This is a genomic window from Vibrio sp. CAU 1672 (genome assembly GCF_029223195.1).
GTDB lineage: Bacteria > Pseudomonadota > Gammaproteobacteria > Enterobacterales > Vibrionaceae > Vibrio.
The window spans coordinates 1-22,552 of record NZ_JARHUF010000037.1; the positions used below are offsets into that span (position 1 = coordinate 1).

Below are 22,552 nucleotides of genomic sequence, written 5' to 3' on the forward strand. Positions count from 1 at the left end.
GTGACGGAGAGCGGCCGATAAGCTGAGTGGTTAAATCGACCTCACTGCTTGATACTGAATCGAAAGCAGCACTTGTCAGTAAATGGCTGGTGAGTTCCATGTGGCAGACCATGCGAACTTGTGGGTAGTCTGACACGGTGGTTTTATTACCTGTTCGACCAAAAATCTGGTCATTATCTGGCGTATCAGGAGTTCGCCAAGCAACACCATCTACAGCATGTAATGTTAAGCCATGCCAATCGGGATGAGGTGTCTTCTCATGCCACAACTGCTGAGTTTTATTAAACACAGCTTTAACCACCTCAGAGCCTAAACGTTTTCTCGCTTGTATTACTGCACTCGGAGCAACAAAAGGCTTTTTTCCGGGTAAAAGGATATCGAGTTGAGAAACGACTTTTTCCATGGATAGGTGTCGGTACAAAGACATACCGACCACGCTCCACACCATCATTTCCATTGGTAGGCGGCGTTTCCTGATGGTAGTGACACCAGCATCTCTAAGACACTCATCTATCATCTCGGGGGATAACAAATCCGAGAGACCAGAAAGCTGCTCAGCTGAAAACTGATGGACGTTGTTTAGGGCTTGTCTTAAGAACATAAAAAAATCCGAGTGCACTGAATACACTCGGATTTTGACATCCTCAGAGGATCGTTCAACCGATCATTTTTGGCTTAACTGATCGGCATTACGGCATGTTGCCGGCATTTTTTTCTCAAAAACAACCATCAGAAGCGATATTTAACCCCTAACGCGGCGCCTAGTTGCAACTCTGGTCCTTTATAAAGCTTCAGCTCAGGGTGTAATTGTGCATAAAGATCCCACCCTTTAGACAAATCCCAATTCAAACCGAGCGGAACGCGGACACCGAAAGGATCATCCCATTCATACCAACCACCAACACCGACATACCAGCTGACCGGTGCATTGGTTCCTAAACGCCCGGACTGAGCAATATAATCAAACGCTATCCCTTCATTACCAATGATGCCGCGATACTGATTATCCAACTCAATCACGACACTCAGTTGCTGGTCAACCGCCATACCCAAGGAAAGATCCGTAGCATCATTCGCTGCCATCACAGCACAAGGTATAGCAGCCAACAATAAGGCAAACTTTTTCATTAACTTCATTACTCTTGTCAAAAATCATCTGACGATATTTCATCATAGCGCTTAAACGCTTTGTCATCTCTGAGTAAGAATGCTGTTCGAAAATACTCCACTGGATAAAACTGGGACTGGATGCCTAACGGATAAAGCAGCAATAACATCCTTGAGAAAACTGGTGTAGAAACCCGTGAGGAGAGAAAAAAAAAGGGAGGCATTCGCCTCCCTTTTTAACAATATCGATGATTAGCCGTGGTTACGGATCCATTCATCCATTTCTGTTTTCAGGTTGTCAGACTTAGTACCGAAGATAGCCTGAACACCACCTGCTACAACTACTACGCCTGCTGCGCCCAGTTGTTTCAGTTTGTCTTGGTCAACAAGTGCAGTATCTGCTACCGCCACACGTAGACGAGTGATACATGCGTCCAGACCAGTGATGTTTGCTTTACCGCCGAATGCTGCCACAAGATCCGCTGCCATTTCAGTGCCAGATGATGCAACTTCTTCACCGGTTTCTTCTTCACGGCCAGGAGTCTTCAGATCCAGGGCTTTAATTACTGCGTGGAATACTACGTAGTAAACCACTGCGTAACCCAGACCGATTGCAACCATCAGACCCATCTTCTGTGCGTTACCAGACAGAACCAGGAAGTCGATCAGACCGTGCGAGAATGATGTACCGTGTACGAAACCAACAGTGTTAGCTACAACGTATGCAGAACCCGCTAGTAGAGCGTGGATACCGTAAAGTACCGGTGCAACGAACAGGAACGAGAACTCAATTGGTTCAGTAATACCTGTCAGGAACGAAGTCAGAGCAGCAGATACCATGATACCAGCAACTTTTGCACGGTTTTCAGGCTTAGCACAGTGTGCAATAGCTAGAGCAGCAGCTGGAAGACCGAACATCTTGAACATGTAACCGCCTGCTAGCTGACCGAAGCCATTACCTGCAGCACGCGTTGCGTCATCAGCAACTAGGTAACAAGTCAATACACCCGTTTGTGTTTCGCCTGCCGCGTTCACACAAGAACCCGCTTCGAAGAAGAACGGTACGTTCCACACGTGGTGCAGACCGAATGGGATCAGAGAACGCTCAACCACACCGTAGATACCGAATGCTAGTTGTGGGTTTTGCTCCGCAGCCCAGTGAGAGAATGCACCGATACCAGCACCGATTGGTGGCCAGATAACTGAAAGTACGATACCCAGACCGATAGCAGCAAAACCAGTGATGATTGGCACAGCACGCTTACCGGCAAAGAAACCCAGGTATTCTGGTAGCTGAATTTTGAAGAAGCGGTTGAATGCCCATGCAGCAATACCACCTACTAAGATACCACCAAGAACACCAGTATCGATCTTCTCAACGCCCATAACACCAGCCATTACGCCTAGTGTTGCAGTCATGATGCCGTAACCAACGATTGCTGCCAGACCAGCAACACCGTCGTTATTTGTAAAGCCAAGTGCTACGCCCACGGCAAATAGCAGCGCCATTTGACCGAATACTGAACCACCGGCTTGCTCCATCAAATTAGATACAATTGTTGGAATGAAGCCAAGATCGGCAGCACCGACTCCGAGTAGAATACCTGCAACTGGCAACACTGATACTGGTAGCATCAGAGATTTACCAACTTTTTGCAGGTTAGCAAAAAGGTTCTTAAACATGTTTTATGCTCCTGATAAATTTATAAGTATTATTCGGGCACTAACGGCACACCCCCGTAGCCTAAATGTTAGCACCCAATGAAAATGTAACCACAAATGCATTATATTTTCCGCCTCTAAATATATATTGATAGCCCTCAAACTTTCTACACAGTTACGAAATTAAGTTTCAAAATAAGTCTTAGATCACACCTACAGCGTGACTGTGAAATGCTTTACATTGAACATAAATTCATGTTTTGTAAGTATTTATTAATTAATATTATTAATTTTAAGGCGTGAATAAAATAGCCTGCAATGTTATTTTTAGTAACAAAATTACAAGTGTTCGAAAATAGCGCATTATTTTCAACAAAATGAGTAAACATTGAACTAAGGCTGATTTTTTGGCCTGAACAATAAATAAAAAGGGGGCTGACGCCCCCTTTTTATTTATTGTTCATTTTTCACCGCAAAAAAAGATCTCGAAAATTATTGCTGGTTTTTTGCCCAACCTCGGCAATGGAACACCCTTTTAACTGCGCAATACAGGCAGCCACCTCGACAACATAAGCGGGCTGATTCTCTTTTCCACGATGTGGAACCGGCGCTAAATATGGAGAATCCGTTTCTATGAGCAACTTATCGAGTGGCAATGCTTGCACCACATTTTTCAATTCTGTCGCCTGACGGAAGGTCACAATACCAGAGATAGAGATGTAGAATCCCAAATCCAACGCCGCTTTCGCAAATGACAGATCTTCGGTAAAACAGTGGATCACGCCACCACATTTGTCCGCCCCACCATTGCGTAAAATATCTAATGTATCTTCACGTGCATTGCGAGTATGGATGATAAGTGGCTTATTCAGTTCTACGGCCAGCTCGACTTGCTGCTCAAAGCGCTCTTTTTGCAGCGCGGCTGTCTCTGGCTTGTAGTGGTAATCCAAGCCTGTTTCGCCAATCGCCACCACTTTAGCGTGAGAAGCGTGTTGGCGTAATGTCTCCATCGAGAACGCGCTCTCCACGTCCAATGGGTGCACACCACAAGACGCGTAGACATTGTCGTAAGGCGTGATCACTTCCAACATCTTAGGAAAAGAATCCAATGTCACGCCGACGGACAAGAGTTCTTTTACGTTAGCTTGTTTTGCTTTGTTAATAACGTCTTCAACATTGACGTGAAGATCATCGTAATCCAATTTGTCTAAATGACAGTGCGAATCTACGAACATAGTGCCTCTCGTGATTCAATTAACCAATTCATTGATAATAGTTCAAGGTTCAAACCGGGAAAGTGTTGGACTTGTGATTTAAGCTCGAGCAACTTTTTCGCTGCCAGATATAAGCCGTCGTAGTTATTTGGCTGAAACTTGGTAGCACCGGGAAGCTGCTCTGCATCGGCAACGCCAAACTGAGCTTTCTGAGCGTCGGTCAGCAGGTACCACGCCCAATCTAACGCTTTGTCAGAGTTCTTAGCCATCAGTGATGCACACTGAAACACATCCGAAACCGGCGAAGAAAGCGTCTCGATAAAACAACGCTCAAACGCTTGATATTCTTCGAGCTCACCACTCTTAACCGCTTCAAGCGTATCAATCGGCGAGCCCCTATTCAGCTTGAGTGCATACGCCGGTACTTGTGAGACGCCCTGCTCGCTCATCCAACTCATTGCCTGCTCTGTCGAAGGTGGGGTCACCACCCACTGTTGACATCGACTCTGAATAGTCGGTAGCAGTCGCTCTTGATTATGAGTCACCAGTAAGAACAGACACTTCTGCCCTGGTTCTTCGAGTGTTTTCAACAAGGCGTTAGAAGCCGATTCATTCATCGCATCAGCAGGTTCGATGATAAACACACGGTAGCCATTTAACTGAGAAGACTCATGAGCCAAGCGATTACAGGCCCGAATCTGATCAACCGTGATCGACTTGCCGTCCTTCTCTGGCTTAATCCAGTGTAAGTCAGGGTGACTGTGAGATTGGGTCAGTTGGCAGCTATGGCAGAAACCACACGCTTCACTGGTGTAATTCTGACACAGCAGCGAGTGGCTAAACACTTCCACCAACGTCTCAACCGCTAAACCTTGTTCGCTTTGCAGTAACAATGCCCCCGGCACTCGCTCTGAGTCTAAACTTGCTTTGAGATTCTCCCAAACGGGTTGTAACCATGGAAAATCATTCAACATGAGCCACCTCAATCCACATTCTGCTTATTGCTTCGCCAGCCACTCGTTCAGAGCCGCTTTGATGTCTTGTGCCACCGCTTCAATCGTCTGCTCTGCGTTGATCACAACAATTGAGTCATCAGCATTAGCTAGTTCAAGATAGCGCTCACGGGTACGCTCAAAGAAGCTGATGTCCATCTTTTCGATACGGTCTAACTCACCACGACCACGAGCACGCTCAAGACCTACACGAGGATCGATGTCCATGTACAAGGTGAAAGCAGGCTTGAATTCACCCAGTGTAGTATCACGCAGGTTCTTCATCAGTGACGCATCAATTTGACGACCACCGCCCTGGTAGGCTTGAGAAGATAAATCATGACGATCGCCCACCACCCACTGGCCGTTTTCCAGCGCCGGTTTGATCACATTCTCAACCAACTGAACACGTGCCGCGTAAAGCAAAAGCAGCTCTGTCATGTCTTTTAGGTCTTCACCTTCGTGCTCTTCTTTCACCAGTGCACGCATCTTCTCAGCTAACGGCGTGCCGCCTGGTTCTCGCGTATTGACGATGTCTTCAATACCTGCCGCTCTCAGCGTATCTAACACGGTGTTAATCGCAGTGCTTTTACCCGCGCCTTCCAGGCCCTCAACGACAATAAAATTTGCTTTCATCATTTGTTCTTTCTTAGTTCTCTTAAATAGGCACGTACAGCACGGTTGTGCTCAGCAAGGGATTTTGAGAATACGTGTCCGCCCTTTCCGCTTGCTACGAAATATAGGTAGTTGCTGTTTTCCGGGTTCAAAGCAGCCTCAATAGAGGCTTCACCCGCCATTGCGATTGGCGTTGGCGGCAAACCATTGATGGTGTATGTGTTGTATGGCGTCGGGGTGCGTAAATCTTTCTTACGGATATTGCCATCGTACGCGTCACCCATGCCGTAGATCACCGTTGGGTCAGTTTGTAGGCGCATACGTTTGTTAAGCCGGTTGACGAACACCGAAGCCACGCGCTCCCGTTCTGAGTCAATCGCGGTCTCTTTCTCGATAATAGACGCCAGAATCAACGCTTCGTATTTGTCTTTTAACGGCAGCTTTTCCTGGCGCTCCTGCCAATGAGCATCAAGAATCTTGTTCAGCTTGCTATGTGCACGCTCCAGGATTTGGCTTTCGCTTGTCCCCGCCGTGTAATGGTAGGTTTCGGCTAAAAACAGCCCCTCCAGCTTGTCTCGCTCGATGCCTAGCTTCCCGGCCATCTCCTTCTCAGACAAACCGGTCAGATCATGTGTGACAGAAGGGGCTGCACTCAGCTGTGCTATCCACTCAGTGAAACGACTGCCTTCAACAAAAGTAATCGCGAACTGGTGCTCTTTGCCGGTATTAAGATGCTCTAATACCTGGTAGAGCGTCATTTGCGGTACAAGTTGGTAAGTGCCCGCTCGCACTTGCAGAAGCTCTGGGTAAAGATGGGGCATTAAACGTGTGTATTCCGAAGCTTCAATGATGTTATTTTTAACCAAATCACGCATCACGCGGTGAAAACTGGTACCACTCTCTACGGTAAGCAATTGAGGCTGCTCGAGTAGAATGACCCCTTTAGTGTATTGCTTGGTTTGTGAAACAACGTAAAAAGCACCCGCTGCACCAATCACCGCGATCAGTACAACAACAGCCAACAGTTTTTTAATCACTTATTTAGGTTCCCTTGCAGTCGTTGAGTCAATTTTCCAATTGGAAACAAAATCTGATTGTTGGGTGCTGTAATGCTCATTACGGGGGCAACACCCAATAGTGAGTTGCACATCCATACCTCATCGGCATCAAGCAACTCTGAAAGCCCAAAAGCATCCACCACCACGTTGATGTTTTGGCTCCTGAGAAATTCCAGCACTTTACGGCGCATAACACCGGCCACACCGGACAGGTTAAGCTCCGGCGTATACACCTTGCTATTTTTAACCCAAAAAAGGTTTGCCATTGTAGTTTCAATGACATGATTTTGCACATTTAACGTCACAGCATCCGCAAAACCAGAGCCATCAACCTCAGCTTTGGCCAAAACCTGCTCAATACGGTTGTTATGCTTGTGTCCGGCCAGTACTGGCTGAATACCCAAGCGGGTTGCACATACCCCTAGCTCGACACCTTGTTTTTGCCAAGCAGCATAATGAGCCGGAAAAACAAAGTTAGAGATAGTAACAACGGGGCCATCTACCCCGGCAGGGCTGTATCCGCGCCCGCCACTCCCGCGGCTGATGTGAATTTTGAGCCCGGCCAAACCATCACTTAGCGCAGCATGCTTTGCCCATGACAAAACCTGGCACCAGTCCGGGAAGGGTATTTGCAATACTGCCAGGCACGCTTCCATGCGCTCGATGTGCTCTTGCCAGTACACCAACTGACCCTGCTTGGTCAGAATCGTCGTGAAACACCCGTCGCCATATTGAAAAGAACGATCGCCGAGCGATATATGTGTTTGCGAACGTCCATTTACCCAGAACATGCAGATACCCTTACTTTTTGATCGACAAATAAAACAAAACGGCTCAATGCTAAGCATCGAGCCGTTAGAATACAAGCTTCTCTGTTCTAAACAGTGTTAGCGAGTTTTACTCTGCAAACTTTTTGAAGATTAGAGAACCGTTAGTGCCGCCAAAACCGAACGAGTTACAGATGGCATACTCCATATCGACTTTGCGCGCAGTGTGCGGAACAAGATCGATATCCAGGCCTTCTTCAGGATCGTCCAGGTTGATGGTCGGTGGAACGATTTGATCAACCAGAGACTTAACCGTAATGATCGCCTCAACCGAGCCTGCAGCACCAAGCAAGTGACCAGTCATCGATTTGGTTGAAGAAACCAGTACCTGTTTAGCACCTTCTTCACCAAGAGCACGTTTCACACCCTTAATTTCAGCCACATCACCGGCAGGAGTAGACGTACCGTGAGCGTTTACATAGCCCACTTGAGTGCCTGTAATTCCTGCGTCACGCATTGCTGCTTCCATCGCCAGTGCGCCACCTGAACCATCTTCAGATGGAGAAGTCATGTGGTAAGCGTCACCAGACATACCGAAGCCAACCAGCTCGGCGTAAATCTTAGCGCCACGGGCTTTGGCGTGTTCGTACTCTTCAAGCACCATGATACCAGCACCGTCACCAAGAACGAAACCATCGCGGCCTTTATCCCATGGACGAGACGCTTTTTGCGGCTCATCATTACGGGTCGAGAGTGCTTTAGCGGCACCGAAACCAGCCATACCAAGCGGCGTTGAGGCTTTTTCCGCGCCACCGGCAACCATTGCGTCTGCATCACCATAGGCGATCATACGTGCAGCGTGGCCGATATTGTGAAGACCTGTAGTACATGCCGTAGAAATCGCGATATTTGGACCGCGAAGACCGCGCATGATAGAAAGATTACCCGCAACCATATTAACGATAGTTGAAGGGACGAAGAACGGACTCACTTTACGAGGGCCTTTGTTAACAAGAGCTGTATGACCAGTTTCGATCAGATCAAGGCCACCGATGCCAGAACCAATTGCCACACCGACACGCGGGGCATTTTCTTCGTTAATTTGTAAGCCAGAGTCATCAAGAGCTTGGATACCCGCTGCAATGCCGTACTGGATAAAAAGATCCATTTTACGAGCATCTTTTTTAGACATGTACTCTGTGCAATCGAAATCTTTAACCAGACCTGCAAAACGAGTTGAGAAGTTTGTTGTATCAAAGTGTTCGATATTAACGATACCGCTTTGACCTTCTAGCAGGGCTTTCCAAGATGATTCTACTGTGTTGCCTACCGGTGACAACATACCCATGCCAGTGACAACTACACGACGCTTGGACACGATTTTATTCTCCGGGGATTGAAAGTTTCTATGAGAGGATAGAAGAAGTTAGAAAAAACACAGGCGGTCGAGGTGACCGCCTGGGAGAGATAATTACTGAGCGCTGTTTACGTAGTCGATTGCAGCTTGAACAGTAGTGATCTTCTCAGCTTCCTCATCAGGAATCTCAGTGTCAAATTCCTCTTCAAGAGCCATTACTAGCTCTACAGTGTCTAGAGAATCAGCACCTAGATCATCAACAAAAGAAGCTTCATTTTTCACTTCTGCTTCGTCTACACCTAGCTGTTCAACAATGATTTTCTTTACGCGTTCTTCGATGTTGCTCATTTTCTTTTCCTTTACAGATTTCGCCTAATGCGATGATTCCGTAGTTTATTCAAACTATTGAAAGTTGCAAGGGGGTCCTTGCTGGTCAAACCACAAAATTCGCGATTTTAACCGATTTTCAGTACATTTTTGACTTAAATCATGCACAGATCTTGCGCAAGACCATGTCATTTTCATGACAATTACATGCAACTATAGGCTATTTTTCCAAAAGTAAAATAACTAAATTTGCACAAACTGTCGTATTAAACCATGTACATGCCACCATTTACATGCAATGTTTCACCGGTAATGTACGCCGCTTCAGGGGAAGCAAGGAATACAACCGCAGAGGCAATTTCACGTGGATCACCTAAACGACCAGCAGGCACATTCGCCAGCGTTGCTGCACGTTGGTCATCATTTAGTGCTTTAGTCATGTCTGTTTCGATGAAACCTGGCGCCACTGTGTTAACCGTAACACCACGAGAAGCCACTTCACGTGCTATCGACTTAGTAAAGCCGATCACACCCGCTTTTGCCGCAGCGTAGTTCGTTTGACCGGCATTACCCATAGTACCAACCACTGAACCGACGTTGATGATACGACCAGCGCGTTTTTTCATCATGCCACGCAGAACCGCTTTTGACATACGGAAAATTGGCGTCAGGTTGGTATCGATGATGTCGTTCCACTCGTCATCTTTCATGCGCATCAACAAGTTATCGCGCGTAATGCCGGCGTTGTTTACCAGGATATCGATCACGCCAAAATCGTCGTTGATGGTTTTTAGCGTTTTTTCAATCGACTCAACGTCAGTAACGTTAAGTGCCAGACCTTTACCGTTTTCACCCAGGTACTCACTGATTGCATCGGCACCCTTCTCAGACGTCGCCGTGCCGATAACGGTTGCACCACGCTCAACCAAAAGTTCCGCAATAGCACGACCAATGCCACGGCTCGCGCCTGTGACCAGTGCAATTTTGCCTTCTAGATTCATCATTGTTTGGATTCCTTTTGTGACCGTCAATCTATTTTGCGGCTTCTAACGACGCGATATCGTTTACAGGCGCAGCACTCAAAGATTTTACGATACGTTTTGTCAGACCAGTCAACACTTTGCCTGGACCAAGCTCAAGAAGTTGCTCTACGCCTTGTTCGCTCATTAGCTGAACGCTCTCAGTCCAACGAACTGGGCTGTGTAGCTGACGAACAAGTGCGTCTTTAATTTTCGCCGGATCGGTTTCAGCAGCCACATCAACATTGTTGATCACTGGCAACTGAGGTGCGTTAAATTCGATTTCTTCCAGAGCCACCGCCAGTTTGTCTGCCGCTGGCTTCATCAGAGCACAGTGAGAAGGCACGGAAACAGGAAGTGGCAACGCACGCTTAGCCCCCGCTTCTTTGCATAGTGCACCAGCGCGCTCTACTGCATCTTTACTACCTGCGATAACAACCTGACCAGGCGAGTTAAAGTTTACCGGAGAAACCACATCACCTTGCGCTGCTTCTTCACAAGCTTTGGCGATCGCTTCATCATCTAAACCAATGATAGCGTACATTGCGCCAGTGCCTGCCGGAACCGCTTCTTGCATTAGTTTGCCACGCAGTTCAACCAGTTTAATCGCTTGTTTAAACTCAATCACGCCGGCACATACCAGCGCTGAGTACTCACCCAGACTGTGACCCGCCAGGTTTGCAGGTTGCTCAAGGCCCAGTTCTTGCCACACGCGCCAGATAGCCACAGAAGAAGCTAACAATGCAGGCTGAGTACGGAAAGTTTGGTTTAAATCTTCTGCAGGTCCATTTTGAACAAGCGCCCATAGGTCGTAACCTAGTGCGTCAGATGCTTCTGCAAATGTTTGTTTTACTACGTCATATTGTTCGCCTAGCTCTGCAAGCATACCTACAGCTTGAGAACCTTGACCTGGAAATACGATAGCAAACTTGCTCATGTTGTTTTCCTTTAAGCAAAGTAAAAAGAAATAAGATGCACCTCAGCGCATCTTAAATTTTAAATTCTTGTGAAACTTAGAACTTCACCAGAGCTGAACCCCAGGTAAAGCCGCCGCCAAACGCTTCAAGTAGCAAAGTTTGGCCACGCTTAATACGACCATCACGAACCGCTTCATCCAGTGCTGTTGGCACTGTTGCCGCAGAAGTGTTGCCGTGCCTGTCAAGTGTAATCACGACTTGGTCTAGTGACATCGAAAGTTTCTTCGCTGTCGCTGAAATAATCCGGTAGTTCGCTTGGTGCGGTACCAACCAGTCTAGCTCAGACTTATGCATGTTGTTCGCTTCAAGCGTATCTTTCACCAGCTTAGATAGCTGGGTCACAGCTACTTTGAACACTTCGTTACCGGCCATGTGCAGCCATTTGTCAGCATCTTGTCCACGCTCAGGGACAGGCAGGCTCAGCAGATCACCGAATTGGCCGTCTGCATAAACGTGGGTAGATAGAATACCCGGCTCTTCACTGGCTCCGACCACAACGGCACCCGCAGCATCACCAAATAGAATGATGGTAGAGCGGTCAGTTGGATCACAAGTCTTAGATAACGCATCCGCACCGATCACCAGCACGTTTTTACACATACCCGATTTAATATGCTGATCAGCAACAGATAAACCGTAGATAAAGCCAGAACACGCAGCGGCTAAGTCAAAAGCAGGACAACCTTTAATGCCAAGCTTTGCCTGCACCTGACACGCAGATGAAGGGAAAGTATGGCTACTGCTCGTGGTGGCAACGATAATCAGATCAATATCGTTTTTATCTATACCGGCCATATCAATCGCGTTCTCAGCGGCATAGAAAGCCATGTCTGCAACCGTTTCATTATCAGCCGCGATTCGACGCTCTTTAATGCCAGTACGAGTTACGATCCACTCATCACTTGTATCTACCATTTTCTCCAAATCTGCGTTTGTACGCACCTGAGATGGCAGGTAGCTGCCAGTACCTAAAATTTTGCTATACATGAAGACTAATAATGCCTCTCGAGTAAAACCGCTTCCAAACGATCGCTAATACGGCTTGGTACTTGTCGTTTGACCTCGTGTACTGCTTCGCCAAGTGCATTGACAATTGCAGATACATCCGCACTTCCATGGCTTTTTATGACAATGCCGCGCAATCCTAGCAAACTTGCGCCGTTATACTGGTCGGGGTTCAATGTTTTTAGTTCACTAAATAGCCGGGAAAACAACTTTCTAGCGATCCAACCCTTTATTGTCGATGCCATCATGCTGGTTTTTAGTTTATCAATAAAGAGTTGAGCTGTTCCCTCGCTCGTTTTCAAGCATACGTTACCAACAAAACCATCACAAACAATAACATCAGCAACGTCATGCAAAATTTGATTGCCTTCGATATAGCCAACAAAATTGATCGCATCCGTTTGGGAAAGCATTTCAGCGCAACGCTTCACCAAATCATTACCTTTGATCTCTTCAGCACCAATGTTGAGTATCGCTACCCGTGGCGGTCGGCCAATGTGCTGTTCTGCCAGCGCGCTGCCCATTACGGCAAACTGGAACAAAATGTCGGCATCACAAGAGACATTAGCGCCCAAATCAAGCATCCAGGTTCGTTGACCTGATGCCGTAGGCAAGGCCGAAACCAGCGCCGGACGATCAATACCAGGCAGTAGCTTGAGAACAAAGCGGGATAAAGCCATCAGCGCTCCGGTGTTGCCACCGCTGACGCAAGCGTCGGCTTGATTATCAGCAACCAGATCAATCGCTTTGCGCATAGAGCTGCCCTGACTGTTACGTAATGCCAGTGATGGTTTTTCTGAGTTGGAGATCACTTTCTCGCTATGCATAATGCTTAAGCGAGGGCCGGTGGAGGCACTAACTTGAGATAATTGAGACGTGATCAAAGAATGATCACCGATAAGAATCACTTTAAGCTCTGGGAAATGAGACAGTGCCTGCACGGCGGCAGGCACTGTGACGCGTGGACCGAAGTCCCCGCCCATTGCATCAAGTGCAACGGTAATAGTTTGCAAAGGGTCAACCTTACTTGTTGATAACCTTTTGACCACGGTAGTAACCTTCAGCGGTTACGTTGTGGCGTAGGTGAGTTTCACCTGAAGTCGCGTCTACAGATAGAGCAGCTGTAGTTAGCGCATCGTGTGAACGACGCATACCGCGCTTAGAACGAGTTTTACGGTTTTTTTGTACGGCCATTGACCCTACTCCTATACTATTGGGTTAAAAACCTGAGTAAGCGGCTACCACACCAGTTACTTTTTCAGATTTTTCAAAACGTCGAATGGATTCGGTTTCTTTTCCTCAATTTCTTCAGGAATCTCACCAAAAACCATGTTATTTGAATCAACGCTGCAATCTGCATCATCATGCATTGCGATTTGAGGTAATGCCAAGATGAACTCGTCTTCAACCAGTTGTATGAGGTCCAATTCACCATATTCATTCAGATCTACCAAATCGTAAATGTCTGGTGCTTCCTCTTCCGTCTTCTCACCGTAGTAAGGAGTGTAAAGGAACTCGATGTCACACAGATGTGTGAATACCTCATTACAACGCTGACACTCTAAATCGACTTCGATGTTAGCTTTACCAGAGATAACAACAAGTCGCTGTTCATCTATCTCAAATGACACTGAGACTTCTGCGTCGCGTTTTACGCCTTCAGTTGACTCTGCTAAGCGCTTAAAAAGACTGGCCTGGATGATGCCATCAAAGTCTAGTCGTTTTTGAGCCGCCTTCGCCGGATCAACCGTTCGCGGTACTTTTACCTTTTGCATAGGGCGCGAATATTATCTTCCAAATCAAAATTAGTCAAAGAAAAAGGCAAAAAAGTTATACTTTTTTACGCTTAACATACAGAGCATTAGCCAGAATCGATTTTGATCGATTATGCTAGCGAAAATGCTCGTGTGAATTGTAATTCAAAATGAAAAATTACCAACTTGTTTTAGCCTCGACTTCCCCGTTTCGTAAACAGTTGCTGGAAAAACTGTCGATCCCTTTTGTCTGTGTGGCGCCAGATTGCGATGAAACCCCACAAGCGGGGGAAACCCCGTTACAACTCGTGCAACGACTTGCGGCCGACAAAGCCCGGGCCTGTAACGTGGAAAGCCCCAGCTTAATCATCGGCAGCGATCAGGTGTGTGTCATTGGTGATCAGATTGTCGGCAAACCGCTGACCCGTGATAACGCCATCGCCCAATTACTGGTCCAAAGCGGCAAAGTGATCCGCTTTTATACCGGCCTGGCGGTTCACAATACCGTTACCGGTGTCACCGATGTCAGTTACGACACGTTCGAAGTTCACTTTCGCCGACTAAACCAAACGCAAATAGAAAGGTATGTCGATAAAGAAGAACCATATTACTGTGCGGGAAGTTTCAAAAGCGAAGGGTTAGGCATCTGCCTGTTTGAAAAGCTGTGTGGCAAAGATCCCAACACCTTGGTCGGCCTGCCTTTAATTAATTTGATCGACATGCTGGCTAAACAAGGCTTTGAAGTATTGTGATGAGCAAAAGGCGGGATACCCGCCTTTCGTTATAGCTAGCCTTGACGTAAAGCCGCCAATACCTTTTCCAGTTTTGGCTCCATCGGCGCATTAATTTCCATCCATTTCTCCGTCGATGGGTGGATAAACTTAATGTTGGCGGCATGGAGGAACAAACGATCCAGTCCAAGCTTACCGATATAAGCATCAAAACGTCGATCACCGTAACGGTCATCCCATGCAATCGGATGGCCGGTATATTGAGTATGAACACGAATCTGGTGTGTCCGGCCAGTAATAGGACTGGCTTGAATTAAGGTCGCGTCAGCAAATTTCTCAATAATCTTAAAGCGTGTCTCCGATGGTTTGCCATTCGGATTCACCCGCACGATACTGTTGACTTCATTTTTAAGCAGCGGCGCAGTCACAGCTTTACAGCTTGCTTTCCACTGCCCCATCACCAAGGCATAGTAAAACTTCTTCACCGTTTTTTCCCGGAACTGCGCTTGCAGATGGCGCAGAGCAGAACGCTTCTTTGCCACCAGCAAAATCCCGGAAGTATCACGGTCAATACGATGAACCAGTTCAAGAAAACGAGCCTGCGGACGCAAAGCACGTAATGCTTCGATTGCGCCAAATTTAAGGCCACTGCCGCCATGCACTGCGGTACCAGAAGGTTTATTAAGAATAAGCAGATGATCATCTTCAAAAATGATCATCTGTTCAAGCTCCGCTACCCGATTGAGTTTGGTGCTTGGGGCAACATCATCGGCTTTTTTCTCGATCGTCACGGGCGGAACCCGGACAACGTCACCAGCCTGGAGTTTATACTCAGCTTTGATTCGCTTTTTGTTTACCCGAACTTCTCCCTTACGCACGATGCGGTAAATCATGCTTTTAGGAACTTCTTTGAGTTGGTTGCGCAAAAAGTTATCAATTCGCTGACCAGCCATGTCGTCATCAATATCGACAAACTGGACTTTTGTTCTTATTTCGTTCATGCCCGCTATTGTAAACGCAATTTGTCACGACTTCACATGATTCTTGATCCACAAAAGCAACAATTGTAGGCCGAACTTTGTGCAAAATTCAGCAAGCTTTTGTTTAGATTATTAAAACCAGACAGCAACTCGGTTAAACAATCCGAATCTTTATCATATTTCAAACTTCAACCGCTTAGTAAACAGCCAGTTACGCCTGACAAAAATTGAATTTGAACCCATTTTTACCATCGTTTGCGTTAAAGCAGATTGCTGATACTCCCGAGCGCTGCTATAGTTCACACCTGCTTAGGTAGGTTCGGCTAGATTTTATTCATACCAAACATTTATCCGTAAGCAATGTGAGTAGATAGTTGAAAGTCAGGTGCTGCATTGGCGTAAGACATTTTGATGACGACGAACTTGTCACTCTACTCCCGCATATTCATGATGAGTATTTACCGCCCGAATAGCGGGTTACAAGTCACCGCTTCAAAAATGAAGCCACGTGCGACTTGTAATGACTGACGTGCCCGAGAGCATCCCTTCCAGCCGGGAGGCTGCAAAATACAAGCCATGGGATCAGGCACCATGAAAAAGCGAAACTCAGTGACAAGTAACTAGAAAGATAAAAGAAAAGACAACGAGAATTTTCAATGAAAAGAATGTTAATTAACGCAACTCAAAAAGAAGAGTTGCGCGTCGCTTTGGTTGATGGCCAGCGACTATTCGATCTCGATATCGAAAGTCCGGGTCACGAATCCAAAAAAGCGAACATCTACAAAGGACGTATTACCCGTATTGAACCAAGCTTAGAAGCTGCATTTGTTGATTACGGCGCTGAACGTCACGGTTTCCTCCCTCTCAAAGAAATTGCCCGCGATTACTTCCCCGAAGGTTACACTTACCAAGGCCGTCCAAGCATCAAAGAAGTGCTGACTGAAGGTCAGGAAGTGATCGTTCAAGTTGAGAAAGAAGAACGCGGTAGCAAGGGCGCAGCCCTGACCACTTTCATCTCTCTGGCGGGTAGCTACTTAGTGTTGATGCCAAATAACCCTCGCGCCGGCGGTATCTCTCGCCGTATTGAGGGCGACGAACGTACTCAACTGAAAGCCGCATTAAGTACACTGGAACTGCCTCAGGGTATGGGTCTGATTGTACGAACTGCCGGCGTCGGTAAGAGTGCCGAAGAGCTGGAGTGGGATTTGAACGTCCTGCTTAACCACTGGAGTGCCATCAAAGGGGCAGCAGATTCAAATCCAGCACCTTTCCTGATCCACCAGGAGAGTAACGTAATTGTTCGCGCGATCCGTGATTACCTGCGTCGTGATATTGGTGAAATCCTGATTGACAGCAACACGATTTATGAACGTGCGAAAGAGCATATCCAGCTAGTTCGCCCTGACTTTATCAGCCGTGTTAAGAAATACGACGGTGAAGTGCCGCTATTCAGCCACTACCAGATTGAAAGCCAGATTGAGTCCGCTTTCCAGCGTGAAGTTCGCCTTCCGTCAGGCGGTTCGATCGTTATCGACCCGACAGAAGCTCTGACTTCAATCGATATTAACTCAGCCCGCGCAACCAAGGGCGGTGATATCGAAGAAACCGCACTGAACACCAACTTAGAAGCCGCCGACGAGATCGCTCGCCAACTACGCCTGCGTGACCTTGGTGGCCTGGTTGTTATCGACTTTATTGATATGACCCCGGTACGTCACCAGCGTGAGGTGGAAAACCGCCTGCGTGAAGCTGTTCGTCTGGATCGCGCTCGCGTGCAGATTGGCCGGATTTCACGTTTCGGCCTGCTGGAGATGTCTCGTCAGCGTCTCAGCCCGTCTCTGGCCGAAGCGAGCCACCATATCTGTCCGCGTTGTAGCGGTACTGGCGTGGTCCGTGATAACGAATCTCTTGCGTTGTCAGTATTACGCCTGATTGAAGAAGAGGCGTTGAAAGACAATACGGCTCAAGTGCTAGCAGTAGTTCCTGTACCAATCGCGTCTTACTTGCTCAACGAGAAGCGTCGCTCTGTAAACCACGTCGAACGTATCCAAAACGTCAAGATCACGGTTGTCCCTAACTCAGACATGTCAACTCCTCACTTCGAAGTAATTCGCGTACGTGAAGGGGAAGAAGTCGATCTGCTTTCTTACCTGCTACCGAAGAAACTGGAAGCAATGAAAGAAGCAGAAGGCAAAGAGCCGTCAGAAGCTGAATTTAAACCGAAGAAAATCGAAGAACCGGTATTAAAAGGCTTTGCAGCACCAGCGCAATCTGCACCGGCACCAGCGCCAAAACCAGCCGCGCCGGTGAAAAAACCAGCACCAGCTGAACAAGAGAGTAAACCTGGTTTATTCGGTCGTCTGGTGAAAGCGTTAGGCAATTTCCTATTTGGCTCCGCAGAGGAAGTAGCCAAAGAAGAACCTAAACAAGAAGAGAAAAAGCCGGCACGTGATAACAAGCGTAACCGACGCGACCGTAATGATCGTCGCCGTGGTCCGCGTGATAACCGTGACAATCGAGATTCACGTGACAACCGCGACAACAAACGCCGCCGTAAACCACGTGATGAACAGGCTGCCGCTCAGGGCGAAAGCGCTGCAAGCAAACAGCAACCTCGTGGCCAAAAACGCAAGCCTCAGAAAGCACAGCAAGCGGATAAAGCTCAAGAGACACAAACAGCCAGCAAAGTGGCAGAGAAAGGTCTCCAGTTAGCCGCTGAGGCAAAAACAGACGATAAACCTAAGACCAAAGCAAAAGCGAAAACAGAACAAGTTAAAGAGCGTCGTCAACGCCGCAAACTGAACAAATCTGTACGCATCAAAGACCAGCAAACCGAAGGCCAGGAAGTCATTGCTGATGAAGTTATCGCCCAACCGCAACCTGAAGCTAAAGTAGCGGAGCCAGCGGTAGAAAACGCGCAAGACAGCCAACAAGACAACAAGCAGCAAGAGTCGAAACAGCGTCGTAACCGTCGCTCACCTCGCCACTTGCGTGCTAGTGGTCAACGTCGCCGCCGTGGCCGCGATCGTCGCCCTAACCCATTCCGCCTGCGTAAAGGTGGGGTTGCCTCACCAGAAATGGCCATGGGTAAAGTGATGCCTCGTTACGTACCAAAGCCGGTAGCGAAGAAACAGCAACAAGCGAAAAGCCAGACAGAAACAGCGCTGACACCAATCCAGGGTGGTTTTGCCTGTCCGGAAATGGCCATGGGTAAAGTGATTATCCGTCGTAAAGACGTGGTAGCCGCGACTCCTGAAGCGAAACCGGTCAAGCAAGCTGTAGTAGCAGAAAAAACCAAAACCGCAGTTGAGCAGGCACCAACAGCAGAAACTCAGGCAGAAACGCCAGTAGTAGCCGCAGTGGTTGCACCTGAAGTCAGCACTACAGATGTAGCTGCTACAGACAACGCGACTGTCGCTCAAGCTGAGGCTAGCGTTGCTACGCCAGTGACTGAAGCCAAAGCAGAAGCAAAACCGGCGAAAGCCAAACCGGCAGAAGCAAAAGCGAAAAAGGCAGCGATGGCTAAACCGCATGCTAATGCTCCGATGACAAAAGCACCTGGCCCGCAAACGCTACGTGAAATTGACATTGTGGCAGCGCCGTTCAAGACAGAGCGATACAACGCAAAAGGGGCTGGCAGCCAAGTGGCCAAAAACCAAGCCTCTGCGGCGATGAGCAAACCGAACTACAACTAGTTAAGTTGTGGCTTAAATAACTAAGGCTGCCATCAGGCAGCCTTTTTTTGATCAGTGCAAACAAATCAACACGGCCGCCCCCAACAACGGCAAAACCTACAGTCAATACCCATACCAGATCACGTTTGTTGGTGATAAACCCATTCATTCTTGAACTTAATCACACTTTTCGGTAGCATGCGCCGACTCAAGTTTTCGACACCATTCTGCTGCTCTTTTTTATTACGGTTTGTGCTAGTAATAGTAGCAACATGCATATTGATGCGCTTTAAATGCGCTGATGGGAGCATGCGAGCTACTTACATTTATTAGCATGTGTGCAAATACGAATATGTGTCGGGAGAAATTCATCTCACAGAGAACTTAATAGTAAACATGTTCGAATTTCCGCAATTTTCTAAGCACTCCGTTAAAAACGACGTGTTATCAGGTTTGACTGTCGCACTTGCGCTGGTCCCTGAAGCCGTCGCCTTCGCTTTTGTAGCTGGTGTAGACCCAATGGTTGGTCTGTACGCCGCCTTCATCGTCGGTCTTGTTACCTCTATTTTTGGTGGCCGACCAGGCATGATCTCAGGTGCAACCGGCGCAATGGCCGTTGTTATGGTTTCACTGGTTGCCAGCCATGGGGTTCAGTACCTGTTTGCCGCTATCATGCTGGCCGGTATCCTGCAAGTGTCAGCCGGCCTGTTCAAACTGGGTAAGTTTATCCGCATCGTTCCCCACCCGGTGATGATTGGTTTCGTCAACGGTCTGGCGATCGTGATTTTCCTTGCCCAGTTAGGTCAGTTTAAAGCTCCGGATATCAACGGGATGCTAACCTGGCTACCTCAAGATCAAATGATGCTGATGTTAGGTTTGGTTGCCCTTACTATGGCAATCATCCACTTTCTGCCTAAGCTGACCACGGCAGTACCCTCATCGCTGGTTGCTATCGTAACAGTGACCGCACTGGTGGTCGGGCTGGATATGGAAACACGTACCGTTGTCGATTTCCTGCGTACAATGTCGGGTGACCAGAGCGCAACGTTAGCAGGCTCACTGCCGACGTTCTCCATTCCAGCGGTTCCGTTTACGCTGGAAACACTGCAAATTATTTTACCTTACGCGATCATTCTGGCGGCGATTGGCCTGATTGAATCACTGCTGACACTTACCGTTCTGGATGAAATGACCAACACACGTGGTCAATCTAACCGTGAATGTATTGGTCAGGGCATGGCCAATATGACCTGTTCGGTATTTGGTGCCATGGGTGGTTGTGCGATGATCGGCCAGTCAATGATCAACGTAAACTCCGGCGGTCGCGGCCGACTGTCTGGCATCGTCGCTGCATCGGCGCTGCTGATGTTTATCCTGTTTGCCTCATCGTTAATTGAGATGATCCCATTAGCGGCTTTGGTTGGCGTCATGTTTATGGTGGTGATCGGTACCTTCGAATGGGCAACCTTTAAGTTAGCTCGCCGCGTACCTAAACAAGATTTCTTCGTCATCATTTTGGTAACGGTTGTCACGGTACTGACTGATCTGGCCGTGGCTGTGGCGGTCGGCGTAGTGGCTTCAGCGCTGATGTTTGCATGGCAGCATGCCAAACACATCTACGCGGACACGCACATTAATGCGGAAGGCTCAAAAGAGTACAAGATCCATGGTCCGGTGTTCTTTGGTTCGGCGGCAAACTTCCTCGAACTGTTCAATGCACACGATGATCCTGCGGACATCATTGTCGACTTTGCTGACTCACGCGTAACAGACCATTCCGCGATCGAGGCAATCGAAACATTGGCTGAACGTTACACCGCGCTAGGCAAAACCCTGCACCTGCGTCACTTAAGCCCTGATTGCCGTAAACTATTGCATAAAGCCGGTAGTTTGGTAGAAATTAACGTCAAAGAAGATCCGAGCTACAAGGTAGCGACAGACCTTCTTGCTGGCTAACCGGCAACGTATTATTAAAAGGGATAAGCCAGGCTTATCCCTTTTTTTAAAGCGACTTGAGTATGTTGTCTGACGCCTCTTCGATCAAATCCAACACCCGCTCAAATCCATCTTCTCCACCGTAATACGGATCCGGAATTTCATCATAATCTGAGTCAGAATGACTGAGAAACAGCGACACTTTCCCGGACAAATGCGACGGGCAGAGGTCAAGCAAATCGGACAGATTGGCTTTATCGGCCGCCAAAATCAGGTCAAACTCCTCAAAATCAGTTAATCTAACCTGGCGGGCCCGCATCCCTTTAAACGAGTAACCACGTTGTTTCCCGGCCGCCATTGCCCGGCTGTCAGGGCGACTGCCCGCGTGGTAACCGATGGTACCGGCCGAATCAATGTCCACCTCTACACCTAACATTTTTGCGCGCGCACGCAGTACCGCCTCCCCGGTTGGTGAACGGCAAATATTGCCCATGCAGACAACGAGTATTCGCTTCATTTTATTCCCTGAATTATCGATGGTTTTTCTTCATACTTGATTGGTCTATCATAGCCGCAATGGCGAATATTAGTAAAAGGAATTGAGGGGCTGTCATGTCTGTCGAAAACAACCAACAACAGCGGCATAAAATCCGCCAGCAGAAAGTCAAATCTCAGGTAGATGCCAAAATCGCCGCAGCGCAAGAACAAAAAGGCTTACTGTTAGTGATCACCGGTAATGGCAAGGGTAAGTCAACATCCGGATTCGGCACCATCGCCCGTGCGGTAGGACATGGCCTCAAGTGCGCGGTAGCTCAGTTTATTAAAGGCGCCTGGGACAACGGTGAGCGCAACCTGCTCGAAAAGCTCGGCGTCGAGTTTCAGGTCATGGCCACAGGCTTTACCTGGGAAACGCAGGACAAGGCTTCCGATATCAAAGCAGCTCAGGCTGTGTGGCAAGAGTGTAAACGCATGCTGCAAGACGACTCGATTGATGTCATCCTGTTTGATGAACTGACCTACATGATCAGTTACGGCTATATCGACCTTGAGGAGGTCATTAACGCACTCAATGCTCGCCCTAAGATGCAATCAGTCGTGATCACCGGTCGCGGTGCCCACCGTAGCCTGATAGAAATGGCTGATACGGTATCGGAAGTGAGGAATGTAAAGCACGCTTTTGAATCCGGAGTTAAAGCCCTGAAAGGAGTCGACTGGTAAACCATACCCTCACGAGCATAAAAAAGGGCTGGCTAACGCCCTGTCTCTTATACACAAATCCTCGAACCGAAAGGTTCGGGGATTTTTTTTGAACTCTTATAAAATTTTGCGATCAGATCATTCGGTTACCAACTTAGGATGATTAGGATGATGTACTCAG

22 protein-coding genes are annotated in these 22,552 nt (G+C 47.8%); 4 read left to right on the plus strand and 18 right to left on the minus strand.

What is annotated here, in order from left to right; genetic code table 11:
* From P2G85_RS20005 to yceD, 16 genes are all read right to left on the minus strand, one after another.
* Positions 1–601, minus strand: a 601-nt coding sequence (locus P2G85_RS20005; protein ID WP_275865825.1) for an IS4 family transposase, incomplete at its 3' end; no start/stop codon positions are given.
* A 128-nt stretch (positions 602–729) separates the two neighbouring features.
* Positions 730–1,128: a hypothetical protein gene (locus P2G85_RS20010; RefSeq protein WP_275865826.1), complete on the minus strand. Its 399-nt coding sequence runs from the start codon at positions 1,126–1,128 to the stop codon at positions 730–732.
* 231 nt (positions 1,129–1,359) lie between these two features.
* Positions 1,360–2,790, minus strand: coding sequence for a PTS glucose transporter subunit IIBC (gene ptsG / locus P2G85_RS20015; RefSeq protein WP_275865827.1), 1,431 nt, complete (start codon positions 2,788–2,790; stop codon positions 1,360–1,362).
* 446 nt (positions 2,791–3,236) lie between these two features.
* Complete coding sequence (locus P2G85_RS20020) at positions 3,237–4,004, minus strand: YchF/TatD family DNA exonuclease (protein WP_275865828.1); 768 nt, start codon at positions 4,002–4,004, stop codon at positions 3,237–3,239.
* Positions 3,995–4,957: a DNA polymerase III subunit delta' gene (locus tag P2G85_RS20025; protein ID WP_275865829.1), complete on the minus strand. Its 963-nt coding sequence runs from the start codon at positions 4,955–4,957 to the stop codon at positions 3,995–3,997. Before P2G85_RS20025 ends, P2G85_RS20020 begins: the two co-directional genes overlap by 10 nt.
* Positions 4,958–4,981: 24 nt before the next feature.
* A complete protein-coding gene (gene tmk / locus P2G85_RS20030) occupies positions 4,982–5,614 on the minus strand; it encodes a dTMP kinase (RefSeq protein ID WP_275865830.1) in 633 nt (210 codons plus the stop codon).
* Positions 5,611–6,627, minus strand: coding sequence for an endolytic transglycosylase MltG (gene mltG / locus P2G85_RS20035; RefSeq protein WP_275865831.1), 1,017 nt, complete (start codon positions 6,625–6,627; stop codon positions 5,611–5,613). The genes tmk and mltG overlap by 4 nt, the downstream gene beginning before the upstream one ends.
* Entirely contained in the window at positions 6,624–7,439 is an 816-nt protein-coding gene (gene pabC / locus P2G85_RS20040; RefSeq protein WP_275865832.1) for an aminodeoxychorismate lyase, read from the minus strand. Before pabC ends, mltG begins: the two co-directional genes overlap by 4 nt.
* A 106-nt stretch (positions 7,440–7,545) precedes the next feature.
* Complete coding sequence (fabF, locus tag P2G85_RS20045) at positions 7,546–8,793, minus strand: beta-ketoacyl-ACP synthase II (RefSeq protein WP_275865833.1); 1,248 nt, start codon at positions 8,791–8,793, stop codon at positions 7,546–7,548.
* Positions 8,794–8,886: 93 nt separating this feature from the next.
* On the minus strand, positions 8,887–9,120 hold the full coding sequence (gene acpP, locus P2G85_RS20050) for an acyl carrier protein (RefSeq protein ID WP_004406112.1): 234 nt from the start codon (positions 9,118–9,120) through the stop codon (positions 8,887–8,889).
* Between the two features lie 245 nt (positions 9,121–9,365).
* Positions 9,366–10,100, minus strand: a complete 735-nt coding sequence (gene fabG, locus P2G85_RS20055) for a 3-oxoacyl-ACP reductase FabG (RefSeq protein WP_275865844.1) — start codon at positions 10,098–10,100, stop codon at positions 9,366–9,368.
* Positions 10,101–10,131: 31 nt separating this feature from the next.
* Entirely contained in the window at positions 10,132–11,055 is a 924-nt protein-coding gene (fabD, locus tag P2G85_RS20060) for an ACP S-malonyltransferase (RefSeq protein WP_275865834.1), read from the minus strand.
* Positions 11,056–11,131: 76 nt separating this feature from the next.
* On the minus strand, positions 11,132–12,082 hold the full coding sequence (locus P2G85_RS20065; RefSeq protein WP_275865835.1) for a beta-ketoacyl-ACP synthase III: 951 nt from the start codon (positions 12,080–12,082) through the stop codon (positions 11,132–11,134).
* Positions 12,083–12,087: 5 nt separating this feature from the next.
* Positions 12,088–13,113: a phosphate acyltransferase PlsX gene (gene plsX, locus P2G85_RS20070; RefSeq protein WP_275865836.1), complete on the minus strand. Its 1,026-nt coding sequence runs from the start codon at positions 13,111–13,113 to the stop codon at positions 12,088–12,090.
* Between the two features lie 10 nt (positions 13,114–13,123).
* On the minus strand, positions 13,124–13,294 hold the full coding sequence (rpmF, locus tag P2G85_RS20075) for a 50S ribosomal protein L32 (RefSeq protein ID WP_005396978.1): 171 nt from the start codon (positions 13,292–13,294) through the stop codon (positions 13,124–13,126).
* Between the two features lie 56 nt (positions 13,295–13,350).
* Entirely contained in the window at positions 13,351–13,875 is a 525-nt protein-coding gene (gene yceD, locus P2G85_RS20080) for a 23S rRNA accumulation protein YceD (RefSeq protein WP_275865837.1), read from the minus strand.
* Positions 13,876–14,024: 149 nt separating this feature from the next.
* On the opposite strand from yceD, the gene P2G85_RS20085 reads away from it, so the two are divergent.
* Positions 14,025–14,606, plus strand: coding sequence for a nucleoside triphosphate pyrophosphatase (locus P2G85_RS20085; protein WP_275865838.1), 582 nt, complete (start codon positions 14,025–14,027; stop codon positions 14,604–14,606).
* Positions 14,607–14,641: 35 nt separating this feature from the next.
* Here the strand turns inward: P2G85_RS20085 and rluC are convergent, their stop codons facing one another.
* Positions 14,642–15,586, minus strand: coding sequence for a 23S rRNA pseudouridine(955/2504/2580) synthase RluC (rluC, locus tag P2G85_RS20090; protein WP_275865839.1), 945 nt, complete (start codon positions 15,584–15,586; stop codon positions 14,642–14,644).
* A 635-nt stretch (positions 15,587–16,221) separates the two neighbouring features.
* Here rluC and rne point away from each other — a divergent pair.
* Both rne and P2G85_RS20100 read left to right on the plus strand, forming a co-directional pair.
* Positions 16,222–19,260, plus strand: a complete 3,039-nt coding sequence (gene rne, locus P2G85_RS20095; protein WP_275865840.1) for a ribonuclease E — start codon at positions 16,222–16,224, stop codon at positions 19,258–19,260.
* A gap of 375 nt (positions 19,261–19,635) precedes the next feature.
* Positions 19,636–21,195, plus strand: coding sequence for a SulP family inorganic anion transporter (locus tag P2G85_RS20100; protein WP_275865841.1), 1,560 nt, complete (start codon positions 19,636–19,638; stop codon positions 21,193–21,195).
* Positions 21,196–21,241: 46 nt separating this feature from the next.
* On the opposite strand, the gene P2G85_RS20105 is transcribed toward P2G85_RS20100, so the two are convergent.
* Positions 21,242–21,691, minus strand: coding sequence for a low molecular weight protein-tyrosine-phosphatase (locus tag P2G85_RS20105; protein WP_275865842.1), 450 nt, complete (start codon positions 21,689–21,691; stop codon positions 21,242–21,244).
* A 95-nt stretch (positions 21,692–21,786) separates the two neighbouring features.
* Between P2G85_RS20105 and cobO the strand changes: the two genes are divergently transcribed.
* On the plus strand, positions 21,787–22,392 hold the full coding sequence (gene cobO, locus P2G85_RS20110) for a cob(I)yrinic acid a,c-diamide adenosyltransferase (protein WP_275865843.1): 606 nt from the start codon (positions 21,787–21,789) through the stop codon (positions 22,390–22,392).
* The last annotated feature ends 160 nt before the right edge of the window (positions 22,393–22,552 follow it).

Excerpts from the sequence above, each read along its gene's own strand:
- P2G85_RS20010 (WP_275865826.1), bottom strand. The coding sequence starts at position 1,128 with ATGAAAAAGTTTGCCTTATTGTTGGCTGCTATACCTTGTGCTGTGATG.
- ptsG (WP_275865827.1), bottom strand. The coding sequence starts at position 2,790 with ATGTTTAAGAACCTTTTTGCTAACCTGCAAAAAGTTGGTAAATCTCTG.
- P2G85_RS20020 (WP_275865828.1), bottom strand. The coding sequence starts at position 4,004 with ATGTTCGTAGATTCGCACTGTCATTTAGACAAATTGGATTACGATGAT.
- P2G85_RS20025 (WP_275865829.1), bottom strand. The coding sequence starts at position 4,957 with ATGTTGAATGATTTTCCATGGTTACAACCCGTTTGGGAGAATCTCAAA.
- tmk (WP_275865830.1), bottom strand. The coding sequence starts at position 5,614 with ATGATGAAAGCAAATTTTATTGTCGTTGAGGGCCTGGAAGGCGCGGGT.
- pabC (WP_275865832.1), bottom strand. The coding sequence starts at position 7,439 with ATGTTCTGGGTAAATGGACGTTCGCAAACACATATATCGCTCGGCGAT.
- acpP (WP_004406112.1), bottom strand. The coding sequence starts at position 9,120 with ATGAGCAACATCGAAGAACGCGTAAAGAAAATCATTGTTGAACAGCTA.
- fabG (WP_275865844.1), bottom strand. The coding sequence starts at position 10,100 with ATGAATCTAGAAGGCAAAATTGCACTGGTCACAGGCGCGAGCCGTGGC.
- fabD (WP_275865834.1), bottom strand. The coding sequence starts at position 11,055 with ATGAGCAAGTTTGCTATCGTATTTCCAGGTCAAGGTTCTCAAGCTGTA.
- P2G85_RS20065 (WP_275865835.1), bottom strand. The coding sequence starts at position 12,082 with ATGTATAGCAAAATTTTAGGTACTGGCAGCTACCTGCCATCTCAGGTG.
- rpmF (WP_005396978.1), bottom strand. The coding sequence starts at position 13,294 with ATGGCCGTACAAAAAAACCGTAAAACTCGTTCTAAGCGCGGTATGCGT.
- yceD (WP_275865837.1), bottom strand. The coding sequence starts at position 13,875 with ATGCAAAAGGTAAAAGTACCGCGAACGGTTGATCCGGCGAAGGCGGCT.
- P2G85_RS20085 (WP_275865838.1), top strand. The coding sequence starts at position 14,025 with ATGAAAAATTACCAACTTGTTTTAGCCTCGACTTCCCCGTTTCGTAAA.
- rluC (WP_275865839.1), bottom strand. The coding sequence starts at position 15,586 with ATGAACGAAATAAGAACAAAAGTCCAGTTTGTCGATATTGATGACGAC.
- rne (WP_275865840.1), top strand. The coding sequence starts at position 16,222 with ATGAAAAGAATGTTAATTAACGCAACTCAAAAAGAAGAGTTGCGCGTC.
- P2G85_RS20100 (WP_275865841.1), top strand. The coding sequence starts at position 19,636 with ATGTTCGAATTTCCGCAATTTTCTAAGCACTCCGTTAAAAACGACGTG.
- P2G85_RS20105 (WP_275865842.1), bottom strand. The coding sequence starts at position 21,691 with ATGAAGCGAATACTCGTTGTCTGCATGGGCAATATTTGCCGTTCACCA.
- cobO (WP_275865843.1), top strand. The coding sequence starts at position 21,787 with ATGTCTGTCGAAAACAACCAACAACAGCGGCATAAAATCCGCCAGCAG.